15 protein-coding genes are annotated in these 14786 nt (G+C 54.4%); 14 read left to right on the top strand and 1 reads right to left on the bottom strand.

Annotated features, from left to right (window positions below; translation table 11 throughout):
• The first annotated feature begins 427 nt into the window (after positions 1-427).
• The 9 genes from AC27IT_RS26970 (at position 428) to AC27IT_RS26930 (ending at position 8449) form a co-directional block, all read left to right on the top strand.
• Positions 428-1678 (top strand): branched-chain amino acid ABC transporter substrate-binding protein, encoded by a 1251-nt coding sequence (locus tag AC27IT_RS26970; protein WP_007787157.1) that lies wholly within the window; start codon positions 428-430, stop codon positions 1676-1678.
• Positions 1679-1834: 156 nt separating this feature from the next.
• Entirely contained in the window at positions 1835-2785 is a 951-nt protein-coding gene (locus AC27IT_RS26965; RefSeq protein ID WP_025844394.1) for a branched-chain amino acid ABC transporter permease, read from the top strand.
• A gap of 9 nt (positions 2786-2794) precedes the next feature.
• Entirely contained in the window at positions 2795-4078 is a 1284-nt protein-coding gene (locus tag AC27IT_RS26960) for a branched-chain amino acid ABC transporter permease (RefSeq protein WP_007787158.1), read from the top strand.
• 21 nt (positions 4079-4099) lie between these two features.
• A complete protein-coding gene (locus AC27IT_RS26955; protein ID WP_005826793.1) occupies positions 4100-4876 on the top strand; it encodes an ABC transporter ATP-binding protein in 777 nt (258 codons plus the stop codon).
• A 14-nt stretch (positions 4877-4890) separates the two neighbouring features.
• On the top strand, positions 4891-5598 hold the full coding sequence (locus AC27IT_RS26950) for an ABC transporter ATP-binding protein (protein WP_007787160.1): 708 nt from the start codon (positions 4891-4893) through the stop codon (positions 5596-5598).
• 289 nt (positions 5599-5887) lie between these two features.
• Positions 5888-7366 (top strand): MocR-like pyridoxine biosynthesis transcription factor PdxR, encoded by a 1479-nt coding sequence (gene pdxR / locus AC27IT_RS26945; protein WP_487092224.1) that lies wholly within the window; start codon positions 5888-5890, stop codon positions 7364-7366.
• 47 nt (positions 7367-7413) lie between these two features.
• The gene (locus AC27IT_RS26940; RefSeq protein ID WP_025844397.1) at positions 7414-7659 is read left to right on the top strand and encodes an AzlC family ABC transporter permease; all 246 of its coding nucleotides are present in this window, start codon (positions 7414-7416) and stop codon (positions 7657-7659) included.
• 8 nt (positions 7660-7667) lie between these two features.
• Entirely contained in the window at positions 7668-7916 is a 249-nt protein-coding gene (locus AC27IT_RS26935; protein WP_081774596.1) for an AzlD domain-containing protein, read from the top strand.
• Positions 7917-7966: 50 nt separating this feature from the next.
• Positions 7967-8449, top strand: coding sequence for an SRPBCC family protein (locus AC27IT_RS26930; RefSeq protein WP_081774597.1), 483 nt, complete (start codon positions 7967-7969; stop codon positions 8447-8449).
• Positions 8450-8527: 78 nt separating this feature from the next.
• Here AC27IT_RS26930 and AC27IT_RS26925 read toward each other — a convergent pair whose 3' ends face one another.
• Positions 8528-9289, bottom strand: a complete 762-nt coding sequence (locus AC27IT_RS26925) for an IclR family transcriptional regulator (RefSeq protein ID WP_007787167.1) — start codon at positions 9287-9289, stop codon at positions 8528-8530.
• Positions 9290-9489: 200 nt separating this feature from the next.
• On the opposite strand from AC27IT_RS26925, the gene AC27IT_RS26920 reads away from it, so the two are divergent.
• From AC27IT_RS26920 to AC27IT_RS26900, 5 genes are read left to right on the top strand one after another with little or no spacing between them, the layout of a single operon-like run.
• Positions 9490-10608: an ABC transporter substrate-binding protein gene (locus AC27IT_RS26920; RefSeq protein WP_005836112.1), complete on the top strand. Its 1119-nt coding sequence runs from the start codon at positions 9490-9492 to the stop codon at positions 10606-10608.
• A gap of 8 nt (positions 10609-10616) precedes the next feature.
• Positions 10617-11711, top strand: a complete 1095-nt coding sequence (locus AC27IT_RS26915) for an ABC transporter ATP-binding protein (protein ID WP_487092223.1) — start codon at positions 10617-10619, stop codon at positions 11709-11711.
• A 3-nt stretch (positions 11712-11714) separates the two neighbouring features.
• A complete protein-coding gene (locus AC27IT_RS26910; protein WP_025844399.1) occupies positions 11715-12557 on the top strand; it encodes an ABC transporter permease in 843 nt (280 codons plus the stop codon).
• Entirely contained in the window at positions 12554-13354 is an 801-nt protein-coding gene (locus AC27IT_RS26905) for an ABC transporter permease (RefSeq protein WP_005836118.1), read from the top strand. Before AC27IT_RS26910 ends, AC27IT_RS26905 begins: the two co-directional genes overlap by 4 nt.
• A gap of 12 nt (positions 13355-13366) precedes the next feature.
• Entirely contained in the window at positions 13367-14503 is a 1137-nt protein-coding gene (locus tag AC27IT_RS26900; protein ID WP_238504426.1) for a M20 family metallopeptidase, read from the top strand.
• Positions 14504-14786: the final 283 nt, after the last annotated feature.

Raw genomic sequence — 14786 nt, 5'->3', positions numbered from 1 at the left:
CCCCTTTTTAGGGGCAGCCCGAGGCAACACGCGGTTGGCAGACTTTCAGTGCGCCTTTAAGGCGCTTGCTTGTAACATGCCCTTATAGGGCTAATGGAAGCCACCGGCTAAGCCGGTGGTTATGACTTTGAGAGCCGTAAATATAATGGATAACATTAACGCTTTATGGTGATAAAGCAAAGATATAATTATTTGATTTCAATAGCAGGGAATGAAATCACGAGCATGTAAGCATTCGGTATATGATTGGAAAAAATATTTTACCTCTTGTAAATTATCAGATTTATTTTACAATAAATAATAGCCAAGCCACATCTATCTTCCGTCCTAACAGAAAGAGTGCTCACAGAGTCGCAACCTGGTAAGTAGGGTAGATCGTCTGGCGAGGACAAAAATAAAGAATAATTAAAGGGGGATTCAATTCCGCATGAAAAAACTCTCTCACATCAGTATTTTATCTGCGGTATTGGCGACGAGTGTGGCACTCACAGGTTGCGCAGGAACCAGCAATTCATCAGGCGGAACCAACACAAGCGGAGGTGGTCAGCAGCCGGCGCAAAACCAGACGAGCACTTCCGGTAGCGGCGGCGGAGCAACAGACGGTGGTGTCATCAAAATCGCAACCCAAACCCCCCTCTCCGGGAACCAGTCCTCTCTCGGAGACGCGATCAAGACGGGTGCCGAATACGCGCTGAATCTGCGCAAGGAAGAATTCAAAAAGCTCGGCTTCGACATCCAGCTCTTCCCGCAGGATGACCAGGCGGACCCGAAGATCGGCGTATCGAACGCGGAAATGCTCATCTCCAACCCTGACGTGTACGGGGTAGTGGGCCATCTGAACTCCGGCGTAGCGATTCCTTCGTCCGTGAAGTACGAGGAAGGCAAGCTGGTCATGGTGTCTCCGGCCAATACGGCGGTGAAGCTGACCGAGGAAGGCAAGAAAACCGTACACCGGATTTGCGCTCGCGACGACGCCCAGGGACCGAAAGCGGCCATGTATGCGAAAAACACGCTCGGCGTGAAAACAGCTTTCATCATTCATGATAAGACCGCATACGGCCAGGGCTTGAGCGACCAGGTGAAGCTGCAGTTTGAAAAAGACGGCGTGCAGCTCCTCGGCTACGAAGGCATCACGCAAGGCGAAAAAGATTACAGTGCCGTACTGAACCAGGTAACGGCAAAAAACCCTGACATCATCTTTTTCGGGGGACTTTATCCGGAGGGCGGAATTTTGGTCAAGCAAGCCCGTGAAAAAGGATACAAGGGATATTTTATGGGTGGCGACGGTTTGGACTCTTCTGATATGATTAAAATAGCCGGCGATGCCGTCGAAGGTGTCGTGTTTACGTCAGTGGCAGGTGACGTGACGCAGACCGAAGAGGGCAAGAAGTGGGCCGAAGAGTACAAGAAAACGACGAACAAACCTCTTGAAACCTACTCCGTCTACGGTTTCGACTCCATGAACGTCATCCTCAACGGCGTCATGGAAGCAATCAAAGCGAATGGTGGCAAAAAACCAACACGCGAGCAAGTCCTCGAAGCAGTTCACAAAACGAAAGATTTTCAGGGGCAATTCACAAAAGTTACCTTTGATGAAAAAGGTGACAACGTAAACGCAGATGTATTCATTTACAAGTATGACAAGGACAAGTCCACTTTTGTAGGCAAGGCCGAGTAATCGCAGCCAACATCACCGTACACTCTTTCATGCCTCATACAGTCCGGGGCGGCACGCTTGTGTTCGCCCTTTTCTACTGAAACTCACGTCCAGTCATGCGAATGGATGCAGAAAATTTCTACAAGTTTATTGAGAAGTGAGGGATGGGAAAGCATGATGCTCAACATTTTGCCTCAGGTGTTGGTTGACGGATTAACACTTGGATTCATGTACGCAGTCGTGGCCTTGGGCTACACAATGGTTTACGGGATTTTGGAATTTATCAACTTTGCTCATGGAGAAATTTTCATGGTCGGGGCCTTTGTCGGTACAGAGGTATTGTTGATCTCTGACGCCCTGGGGGCTTTGGAAGGCATGAACCCTTTTGTCGCACTATTCTTGACACTGATAATCGCCATGGTGATTACGGGTGCGCTCGGAGTAGGAATCGAGCGGGTCGCCTATCGGCCGCTACGCGGAGCGCCGCGCCTCGTGCCACTGATTTCTGCCATCGGTGTATCGTTTTTGCTGCAAGACCTCGTTCGTTTTACGGAAGCGCTGGCTCGCAATGAATTTTATCTGAACAGTCCAACTCTTTTTACTGGTTCGATTTCTTTAGGCAGTTTCGCTGCGATTCCAGCCAAGGGCTTGATTGTAATTGTGCTCGCCATTGTGATGATGATTGCGCTGACGCTGTTCATTAACAAGACAAAATGGGGAATCGCCATGCGGGCCGTAGCGCAGGATCAGAGCACGGCTTCGCTGATGACCATAAATGTAGACAAAGTAATCATGCTTACGTTTTTGATCGGGTCCAGTCTCGGCGGAGCGACAGGCGTGCTGTTTGCGCAAAACTACGGGACGATCGACCCTTATATCGGCTTCATTCTCGGATTGAAGGCATTTACCGCAGCCGTTCTCGGCGGGATCGGCAACCTGCGCGGAGCCATGGTGGGCGGGGTGCTGCTCGGGCTACTGGAATCGCTGTCTGGCGCTTTCATGGGGCCGCTGACCAACGGCGCATTCGGTGCTGAGTACAAAGATGTGTTCGCGTTCAGCATTCTAATCCTCGTGCTTCTCTTCAAGCCGGAAGGGCTGTTTGGCGAAGCTGTGAAAGAGAAAGTGTAGGTGAGACCAATGGCAAATCTGGCCTGGAAAACGTTCAAAGGAATCCCGCTCGCGCTTACGTTGGTTTGGATCGCCGGCTTCGCGGCTGCTCTGCATTTTATGGACAAATCAGTCATCGCGTTTCTCGGCATTCTCTCCTCAATCGTGCTCGTCTATTACACGAATACGTCCAAGACGATCAAGATGATTGTCGGGGCCGCTGTCCTGCTGATTATCATTCCGCTGGTCGCGGGTGAAAACCGCTACTACATGGAGGTCGCTTCGCAAGTCGGCATCTACGTGGCAATGGCGCTCGGACTGAACATCGTAGTCGGATTCGCGGGGCTGCTCGATTTGGGCTACGTCGCCTTCTTCGCTGCTGGTGCGTATGCCTACGCGATTTTCTCGACCTCGCAGGCGAATGAATTTATCGCGGGCAACCTGTTCCCGCTCTCTGGTGACTGGTTTTGGCCGTTCCTCATCGTCGGCTTGATCGTGGCCGCGATTTTCGGGATATTGCTCGGTCTGCCGGTGCTACGGGTAAAAGGGGACTACCTCGCCATCGTTACGCTTGGTTTTGGTGAGATTATTCGGATTATTTTTAATAACCTGGACAAACCGATCAACATTACAAACGGTCCGCAAGGGATTACCCCGATTCCATCGCCGGAGCTGTTCGGCATCAAGATGGGGACGCCGTTTTACTTCTACTTTATCGTCCTGTTCGTAATCGCCTTTATCGTCCTGGCGAATATCCGCTTTGAGCATTCCCGTTTGGGCCGCGCGTGGATCGCCGTGCGCGAGGATGAGCTTGCGGCGCAGTCTATGGGGATCTCGCTGTTGAATACAAAGCTGGCCGCGTTTGCGACAGGCGCTTCCTTCGCAGGGGTGGTCGGGGTTATTTTCGCAGCCAAACAGACTTTTATCGATCCGACTTCGTTTACGCTGATGGAATCAATCGGGATTCTGGTCATGGTCATTCTCGGCGGAAGCGGAAGCATCCCGGGCGTCGTGCTTGGAGCCGCTTTTGTCACCATTTTGCAGGTGCAGCTCCTGAAAGAGTTCTCCAACTTCCTGCACAGCCTGCAGCAATCCGGCATCATCAACCTGCCAAACCAGTTGGACCCGTCCAAGTTCCAGCGGCTCATCTTCGGGATCATGCTGATTCTCGTCGCCTTGTATCGTCCAAACGGACTGATTCCGGCCAAGCGGAAAAAGAACGATCTCGACGCGATCAAAGAGAGCGAGTATGGCAAACAAAAGCTGGGGATTCTCGGCAAGCTGTCCCAATTGGCTTCTGGCAAGCAGTCATAGCGGACGAGGAGGGAAAAGGGCATGGCATTGTTGGAAGCAAAAAACTTGACGAAGCGCTTTGGCGGACTGGTAGCCAACCAGGACGTTTCGATTTCCATAGACAAGGGAAGCATTACGGCAGTCATCGGGCCGAACGGGGCCGGGAAAACGACTTTTTTCAACATGATTACCGGATTTTACGTGCCGGATGAAGGCGAAATTCTCCTGGACGGCAAAAGCATCAAAGGGCTGCGTCCCGATCAGATCGCAAGCCGCGGGATTACCCGGACGTTCCAAAATATCCGGCTGTTCAAAGAAATGACGGCGCTGGAAAACGTGATGGTCGGCGTTCACAGCCGCTTGTCAGCCGGGTTGCTCGGCATTTTGTTCAACACCAAGCGCGTACGGGTCGAGGAAGAAAAGGCCCGCGTAGAAGCCTATCAGCTTCTGGAGTATGTAGGCATCGCCCATATCGCCAACGAAGCGGCGGGTAGCCTGCCATACGGATTGCAGCGTCGGCTGGAAATCGCTCGGGCGATGGCGACGAATCCGCAGATTATTTTGCTCGACGAGCCGGCGGCGGGGATGAACCCGCGCGAGACAGTCGAAATGACCGACTTTATCCGCAAGCTGAAACGCGAGCTTGACCTGACGATTATCTTGATCGAGCATGACATGAAGCTGGTCATGGGACTCAGCGAATACATTCACGTACTGGATTACGGCCGGAAAATTGCGGAGGGAACACCGGAGCAAATCCGCAACAACCCGAACGTAATTGAAGCCTACCTCGGCAAAAGTGCGTCGGAAGTGTCGTAGAAGGAGGAAAAACGATGGCATTGCTAGAGCTGAATAACGTTCATACCTATTACGGCGGTATCCACGCATTGAAGGGATTGAGCATTACCGTCAACGAGGGTGAGGTCGTCACCTTGATCGGCTCCAACGGGGCGGGAAAATCGACCACCCTGAAAACGATCTGCGGCCAGACCCGCGCCAAGGAAGGCAAAGTGATCTTCAACGGCAAGGATATTACCCAGATGCGCACCCACGATATTGCCAGTGCGGGAATCGCCCATGTGCCGGAAGGCCGCCGGATTTTTCCAAAGCTGACCGTACGCGAAAACCTGGAAATGGGAGCGTTCGGCGTATCGGATAAACAGGTGATCGAGGAAGGCATCGAGCGCGCTTTTGCTTACTTCCCGCGCCTCAAGGAACGGATCGACCAAAAAGGCGGGACGATGTCCGGCGGTGAGCAGCAAATGCTGGCGATCGCGCGCGGACTGATGATGAAGCCGAAAATTCTCATGCTCGATGAGCCGTCAATGGGCTTGGCTCCGATTCTCGTCGAACAAATTTTTGACATCGTCACAGAGCTGAACAGGGAAGGCATGACGATCCTGCTGGTAGAGCAAAACGCGAACCAGGCGCTTTCAGTGGCGCACCGCGGCTACGTGATCCAGACAGGTGAAATCATTTTGAAGGACGATGCGCAGACTCTGCTGGCAAATCCACAGGTTCGGGACGCTTATCTCGCGTAAAACATGCGATCAAAGAAGTCAGCCTGTTACGGACAATAGGGTAAGCTGGGGCCGATGGAGACTTTTCTCCGTCGGTTTTTCTTTTCCCGGAGAATAACTTTCAGGCTACGAGGCGGGTACCAGACGGTTTCCGCTGTGCCGCAAAGCCGCATGCAGGCAAGTTTTCCAACCGGGAGGAAATGTGCAAATTTTCTGATATGATTAAGCATAGACTGACTTGGCCTTCGTGAACATGGACAGATTGAAAAAAAGGAGGCAGGTCAGTTGCAGGGAGAGGAGAAAACAGAACATGCTGGACATCAGTCCCCACTTGGTTGAGGACAAAGAAGCGTTGTATTTGCAGCTCTATCGGTATTTTCGCGCAGAAATCCAGGAAGGCCGGCTGCCTTCGGGAACAAGGCTGCCATCTGTGCGGGCCTTGAGCGGATTTTTGCAGGTCAGCAAAACGACCGTGGAGTGCGCCTACCATCAGCTTTTGGCAGAAGGGTACATTGAGAGCCGGGAGCGCAGCGGTTTTTATGTCGTAGATATGGAGTGGGATGGCCCGCTACCCGAACATGCGGGGAAAAAGAGCGTACCGACCGCTGGTGCGGTTGGCGTTGCCGCTGCGGGTGGGCGCGTGCCGCATGCAGCGGAGCAGCCGGAGGACGGGCAACCAGTTTCCATTCGCTACGATTTTCACCATGCCCGGGTCGATGCGGAGCACTTTCCTTACGAGCGCTGGCGCAAATACACCAACCAGTGCATGCAAAAAGAGAACCGGAGCGTGCTGTATTACGGCGACAGGCAAGGGGAGCCGCTTTTGCGAGAGGAGCTTGCCCGCTACTTGAGCCGTGCCCGCGGGGTGCAGGCGACGCCGGAGCAGATTGTCATTGGCGCGGGTACGCAGATCATGATTAGCTTGCTCGGCTTTTTGTTCGGCCCGCGCGGACAGATTGTCGCCATGGAGGAGCCCGGCTATAACGGGGTGCGTTCCGTTTTTGCCCACCTTGGCTTTGCGGTATGTCCGATTCGGCTGGAGGAGGACGGGATCGACGTGGAAGCGCTCGGGAAAAGCGGAGCGAGATATGTGTACATTACCCCGTCCCATCAGGACCCTTCGGGGATCGTCATGCCGTACGCCAAGCGGCTGAAGCTGCTGCACTGGGCGAACCAGACAGGCGGCTATATTATCGAGGACGACTACGACGGAGAGTTTCGCTATCACGGCCGACCGATTCCTTCGCTTCAAGGGCTGGACATGCACGGGCGGGTCATTTACCTCGGGACGTTTTCCAAGGCGCTGCTGCCGTCGATGCGGATCAGCTACATGGTGTTGCCGCAGGAGCTGCTTGCCATCTACCACGAGCAACTGGCGGATTTCGACCAGTCTGCGTCGCGGATTCATCAGGAGACATTGGCTCTGTTCATGAAACACGGCGACTGGGAGCGCCATATTCGCAAGATGCGCACGCTCTACCGCAAAAAGCACGATGCGATGCTGCACATTTTGCAGGAGCAGCTCGGGCCTTACATTTTGCTGAAAGGACAGGATGCCGGACTGTCGATGACAGTCGAGGTGGCAAGCGACTGCACGGCTTTGCAGCTTGCGCAAATCGCGGAGGCTGCGGGTGTGCGCGTCTACCCTACCTCACACAAATGGATGGAACCGCAGCCAAAAGCGCTGCCTGCTTTCCAGTTCGGCTTTGGCGGCATGACGACGGAAGAGATGGAGGCGGGCATCCGGCTTTTGCAAAAGGTGTGGGGGCCGTACTTGCGGAAGCGCTGAGACAGCTTGCACAAGGCGGTGGCAACAGAGAAGGGAGAGCATCGAGCGTGTCGCAGGCGTTGTTTGTAAAAGGAATGAAACAAATTTTTCCCGTGGCCGCCGCCGGAATCGTGGACGGGATGGTGTTTGGCATACTAGCCAGGCAGGCCGGGCTGGGAGTGACGGAGGCGATGCTGTTTTCGCTGCTGGTCAATGCCGGCTCCTCGCCGTTTGCGGCGGTGGGCTCGCAGGGCATCGTCGGCTGGCCGATTCTCGTTTCGAACTTGCTGTTAAACGCCCGTCATCTGTTGTAAGGGTTCCGATGCTGCTGATTAGCTCCAGGTGGGGGATTCCGGCTTGGCTCAGGCGCGGGCTGGCAATGGTTCCGATCGGGGTATTCAGCTCCATGACGATTCCGCCGATTTTGTTTCACGCGCCAAAAGGAGCGTGGAGCCCGGAATACGTGGTGGCGGGGGCTGTAGCGCTTGCCGTAGGGTTTTGGAAAAAGCAAATCGTCTGGGCGCTGCTTTCGGGAGTGGTCATCGTGGCGCTGTGGCGGCAGGTGTTCTAGGCAGTCTGCAAGCTGCAAATCTTGAACGAACTATCAGGAGGGACGTGTACATGGAAGCAACGATCAGGCAAACCGCTGGCGGCTCTGCCGTGCGTGTAGAGCTTTTTGTAAACCATCCGGTGGAAGCGGTGTGGGAGTCGCTCACTCAGCCGGAACAGCTCGCAAAATGGCTGGCGCAAGCAAAGGTAGAGCTGGCAGAAGGCGGGAAGTTCGAGCTGGTGTTTGACAATACGGGAGATGCGATGAAGGGCCAGGTAATTGAGCTTCAGTCCCCGACGCTGCTTGCCTATACATGGAACAGCAAGGACGCGAACGAGTCGGCTGTTCGCTGGGAGCTGCTACCGGAAGCGGAAGGCTGCCGCCTAGTGCTGGACCATTCCATGCGCGCCTCGGAGCCGCTGCCCCGGATGCTTGCAGGCTGGCATGCCCATCTCGAGCTTTTGGCAAAAGTGCTTGCGGGAGAGCAGCCAGCCTGGTCGTGGAGCCGCTGGGAACAACTGCGGGAAGCGTACGCCCAAAAATGGGGCGAATGACGGCTGCCTAAACAAAAAAGACCTTTCACACAGCGAACCGGTCGTTGTGCGGAAGGTCTTCTTTCGTTGACTGCGCGGTTACGGCAAACGGTATCCAAGCTGGGTGGACATGTCGCGCACCGTAGCCAGCGTTTCCTGGATGATCTCTTCTTTTTTGGGCATCACGCGATCCGTCGGGCCGATCACGCTGATCGAGGCGGTCACCTGTCCGGTGGAATCGAAAATCGGCGCGGCAATTCCCGTGACGCCCGTGTTGCGGCGGTTCGAGCTGATCTCGTAGCCGCGCTCCCGGATCGCCTGCAGGTCGGCTTTGACCTCTTCGATGGAAGTGTAGGAGTGAGGCGTGTACATTTTCAAAGGTTGCTCCGCCAATATCTCGTCCTGGAACGACTCCGGCTGGTAGGCGAGCAGCACCCGTGCCGCCGTCGTCGAGTAGAGCGGGAAGCGGCGAAAAGACTCGACCGTAAAGCGAATAGGATGCTTCGAATCTTCCTTCGCGACGTAGATGGCGTCCTTCGAGTCTTGCACGCACAGGACGGCCAGCTCGTTCACCCGGGAGACAAGCCCGGTCAAAAACGGTTTGGAAAAATCGACAATATCGTGGTTGGTGAGCACCTTCGTGCCCAGCTCCAGCAGTGTATAGCCAAGCGTATATTGCTTGGTTTTTTCGTTTTGGCGAATAAAGCCTTCTGATTCCAGCGTGGAAAGCAGCTTGTGCACCGCTCCTTTTGATAGCTGAAGCTTTTTGCTAAGCTCGGTCACCCCAAGCTCTTTGGGAGAATCGAGAAACATTTTTAACAGTCGGCAACCGTTTCGTACAGAAGACAATACTTGGTCCATAAAAAACGTCTCCTTTATGTGCATTAGTCCTATTCTACCACAGATAGGGGGCAGGCAATCCTGAATGGAGGCAATGGTGCTTTTTATATGACTACCTTGAATAGTCAGTCTCTTTATGATAGGATAGCACTATCGTTCTCGAATAGCAAACGTTGTTCTCTATTCGTGAACAAATAAGATAAAACGGGGGTCGAACTTACGTGAAGAAAAAGGCGTTATCTGTACTGTCGATTTTTGCTTTGACTGGTTCTTTGCTTGCGGGCTGTGGCTCTTCCACACCGCAAACTGCCGCTCCGACGCCGGCTGCTGGCAATACAGACGGCGGGCAAGCACAAGTGCAACTGGAAGACACGCTGGTTGTCGCGGGGAACGGAGCTACTGTAGAGAAGCTGATGAAAGACGAAATCTTCAAGAAATTCAACGAAAAATACCCGAACGTCAAGCTGACCTACGTATCCGGGGTATCGACCGAGATCGTCGCGAAAGTAAAAGCGCAGAAAAACTCCCCGCAAATCGACTTGACGATCGTCGAGGGCGGCGAGCAGGAAAAAGGGCGCCAGGAAGGCTTGTGGGAAACGATCTCTGCCACGGACATTCCAAACGTGAAAAACGTGCCGCAAGATTTGAAAGTCACGGATGACAGCGGTGTCGTCGTCAACTTCACGCCAATGGGCATCTCGTACAACAGCGAGCTGGTCAAAGAAAAAGGACTGCCGGTTCCGGCGTCGTGGAACGACCTGACCAAGCCGGAAGTGAAGGGCAACATCACGATGACAGATGTAGCGAGCAACTTCGGACGTTCGACCATGATTATGCTGGCCTACGCCAACGGTGGATCGGAGAAAAATATCGAGCCTGGTTTTGAAAAAATGGCAACGCTTGCAGGCTACATGCCGACATTCGCGAAAAGCGCGGCGCAACTGCAGCAAAACCTGCAAAACAAGAGCGCAGCCTACACCACTTGGACGATGGCGCGCAGCCTCACGCAAAAAGAAGCGGGAGTGCCGCTGGAATTTGTCTTCCCGGAAGAGGGCGGCAATATCGTGCCAAACATCGCCACAATCGTCAAAGGCGCGAAGCATCCGCAAGCAGCCAAAGCGTTCATCGACTTTTTGCTGACGGACGAAGTGCAGACGATGTACGCGACCAAGCTGTACTACAATCCTGCTACCGAAGTAAAGCTGCCGGACGATGTAGCGAAGACGTTGGCATTTGACCGCGCGAAGGTTGTCAACTTTGACTACGACGTCATCAGCAAGGAAACATCGGCTTGGCTGGACCGCTTTAACAAAGAAATCGCACCCAAAACAGGAAAGTAGGTATAGAAGTGACAAAGGTGATTGACGTCGAACTGCGCGGCATCATGAAAAAGTTTCAAAACAATGTCGTGGTTCAGGACTTCAACCTGCAGGTGGAGCAAGGCGAATTCATCTCGTTTTTGGGTCCATCCGGTTGCGGCAAAACCACAACCTTGAACATGATTGCCGGATTTTTGGACCCGGATGGCGGAGATTTGCTCATCAAGGGTCAACGGATGAATGGCGTCCCGCCGTACAAGCGGGAACTGGGAATGGTGTTTCAGACGTATTCGTTGTTTCCGCACATGACTGTGGCGGAAAATATCGCCTACGGCTTGAAGCTGCGCAAGATCGGAAAGCAGGAGATGCAGGAGCGCGTCAATCGTGTGCTGGAGCTGGTCAAGCTGCCAAACGTCGCGGATCGGTATCCGAAGCAGCTCTCCGGCGGACAGCGCCAACGGATTGCCATCGCGCGCGCATTGGTGATTGAGCCGTCGCTCTTGCTTTTGGATGAGCCGCTCAGCAATCTGGACGCGAAGCTGCGCGAGGAACTGCGCGACGAGCTGAAGCGTCTGCATCAGGAAATTGGCGTCACCACCATTTTCGTGACACACGACCAGGAGGAAGCGCTGGCGCTCTCCGACCGGATCGTTGTGCTGAATCACGGCTTCGTGGAGCAGATCGGCACTCCGCACGAGATCTACAACCAGCCGGCTTCCGAGTTCGTCCATACGTTCATCGGCAAGACAAACCGGATGGAAGGAGAAGTGATCGCGACCGAAGGCGACACCGTGACGCTTCGCAAGACGGGCGGTTTGCTCGTGCAGGCTGCAGGGCAGAAGCACCAGTTTGCCTTGCAGCAAAAAGCGGTGATTTTCGTCCGTCCGGAAAAAATCAAGCTGACGGAGGCGGCGGACACGGCGCAGCCGAATCGGGTAAAAGGCCATCTGCAGCTTGCCTCGTTCCTCGGCTCCTATACGGAGTGCGAGGTGGCGACCGGAGCGCATACGCTGTCTGTCAAAGTCCAGATGAGCGACAAGTCGGCAGAACAAGAAGCAGGCAAAACGGTCTACTGCCAGTGGAACGCAGAAGACGTGCTGGTCATGCCCGTGGAGAGGGGATGACGGATGAACAAGCGTCTTTCCATCACACTTTTGACGGCACCAGCCATGATTGTTTTGCTCGGCGTATTTATCCTGCCGATGCTGCTCATGCTTCTGCTCAGCTTCCAGGATGAAAACCAGGCTTTTACGCTGCAAAACTACGCCTTGTTTGTGCAAGATTCGTTTTACGTAGAAATTCTTTGGCGGACGATCCGCGTCAGTCTGTGGACCGTGCTGGCTACGCTTTTGCTCGGCTTTCCGGTGGCGATGTACATGGCGCAGGCGACAGGCAAAATGCGCGGGATTGTCACGATGCTGATTTTGGCTCCGCACCTTATCAGCGTGGTCATCCGCAACTTCGGCTGGGTGGTCGTGCTCGGGGAAAAGGGCTGGATCAACGAAACGCTCATGAAGCTCGGGCTGATCGAGCAGCCGCTGCGGCTTTTGTACAACGAGCTTGGGGTGGTCATCGGCCTGACCGACTCGTTTATCGCCTACATGGTGCTGGCAATTGCGACCAGCCTGTACGCGATTGATCCGTCGCTGTCCAAGGCAGCATCCATTTTGGGCGCATCGCGCATGCGCACGTTCTTTACGGTGACGCTGCCGCTTTGCTTGCCGGGGATGATCGCCGGGACGACACTCGTTTTCAGTCTGTCGATGAGCGCGTTTGTCACTCCTGCCCTGATGGGGGGTACTTCGGTGAAGGTGATGCCTGTGATCGCGTATGAGCAGATCATGGCGACCTTGAACTGGCCGCTCGGTGCGGCGTTGGCCTTCCTGCTGTTGGGCAGTACGATTTTGCTGGTGACTTTGTACACGAGGTTGATCGAAACGAAGCGGTATAAAGAGGTGTTTGCGTCATGAAAAAGCTGAATGTGCTCGGGCTCATCACGTTCTTTGTGCTGGTGCTGGTCAATCTGCCGTTTTTGGTCATCATTCCAAGCTCCTTTACGGCTGCCGGATACTTGGCGTTTCCGCCGGAGGGCTTTTCGTTCCAATGGTACACGATGATTTTGGATCGGCCGGAGTTTATCGAATCGCTCTGGACGAGTCTCAAGCTGGCGACGGTAACGGCTGTTCTGGCTACGTTGCTCGGTACGCTGGCGGCATTTGCCTTGTCCAAGTACAAGTTTCGCGGGAGCGGCTTCATCAATGCGCTGATGCTCTCGCCGCTCACGGTGCCGTCGCTGATTATCGGGATTTCCGCGTTGCTGTTTTTTACGCGCATCGGCATTGCGGGTACGTTTACCGGGCTGCTTTTGGCGCACATCCTGATTTCCATTCCGTATGTCGTGCGGCTGGTGCTCACCGGGCTTAGCACATTTGACTACACGCTGGAAAAGGCGGGCTACATGCTGGGTGCCCATCCGTTTCGCGTGTTTTGGGACATCACGCTGCCTTTGCTTAGGCCTGCGATTGTGTCAGGCATGATTTTCTCGTTCCTGACGTCGTTTGACAATGTGACGGTTTCCCTGTTTCTGGTGGCACCGGACACGACAACGCTTCCACTTGCGATCTTTACCTATATGCAGGAAACGCTTGACCCGCTGGTTGCTTCCATCTCCGCGGTTGTCATTCTGCTGAGTCTGGTCTTTATCGTGCTGCTGGAAAAAGTGTACGGACTAGAGCGCCTGTTCGGACTCAATTCACAATCTCATTAAGGAAGAGGCACTATGTCAATCCAGACTTATTTGCAAGACAACATGAATCACTTTTTGCAATTGCTCGAAGAGGCGGTCAACATGGACTCGCCTTCGCGGGACAAACGGCTGGGCGACCGGATGGCGGGCTGGTTCGCGCTCCAGTTTCAACGGCTGACAGGCGGCAGGGCGGAGATGATCCCGAATGCGACATACGGCGATCAGGTGCGCTGCACATTGGGCGAAGGGGACAAGCAAATCCTCATCATCGGTCACTACGATACCGTGTGGCTGGAAGGAGAAGCGGCCCGCAGGCCATTTTCCATCCGGGACGAAAAAGCGTACGGACCAGGTGTATATGATATGAAGGCTGGAATTTTGCAGGCGATGTTCGCGCTGCGGGCTTTGGTGAAGCTGGACCGTTTGCCGGCGGACAAAAAAATCGTGCTCTTGCTCAACAGCGACGAGGAAATCGGCAGCCCGACCTCCAGATGGCTGGTAGAGCAGGAAGCGTCCCGCTCGGCCGCGAGCTTCGTGCTGGAGCCGCCGACGGAGCCTGGCGGCGCGCTGAAAACATGGCGCAAAGGCAGCGCGCATTATACGGTGGCGGTTCGCGGCATTTCCGCACACGCCGGGGTCGATCACCAAAAAGGCGTATCGGCCATCGAAGAGCTGTCGCGGCAAATCCAATTTCTCCACGCTCTGACCGATTACGAAAAAGGCACGACGATCAATGTCGGCGTAGTCAAAGGCGGGATTGGCGCCAATGTCGTCGCCGATTACGCGGAGGCAGAGGTGGATGTGCGCGTCGTTTCCATGGAAGAGGCGCAACGCATCGAAAACGTAATCCGCGAGCGCAAGCCGCTACTTTCGGGCACGAGCATCAACGTGACGGGCGGCATTCGCCGTCCGCCGATGGAGCGTACCAAGGATACAGGCGTGTTGTTTGCGCTGGCAAAATCCATCAGCCGTCATGAGCTGGGGATGGAGCTGGAGGAATCCGGGACAGGTGGCGTAAGCGACGGCAACTTCGCCGCTGCCTGCGGGGTTCCGACGCTGGACGGACTTGGGGCAAAGGGCGGATTTGCCCACTCGCCGGAGGAATGGATCGAACTGGGGGAAATATCGACACGCGCGACTTTGCTGGCGCGCCTGATCGAAGAAGTATAGAGAAAAAGCAAAGAGGCACCTGACGGCTGTGCGAAGTGCGCAGCGGTACAGGTGCCTTTACAGATTTTCCGAACGAGAAAGCCCGCTACGGTGCGATAGCACCCCCTTTAGGGGCGGGATGAGAGTGAGGTCAAATACGGAGTACCACGAATAAACCGAAGGTTTGTGGTACTTCAAGTATTTGAAAATTCCACTCTTTTTTGTTGTTCATCTGTTGTAGTATATAAAACAAACTGATACGATAGGTGTATGAACGAATACAGAAGAACAAGCACAACCCTTT

Source organism: Brevibacillus sp. YAE8, from assembly GCF_057543335.1.
This window is presented reverse-complemented; position numbering and strand designations above follow the sequence as displayed.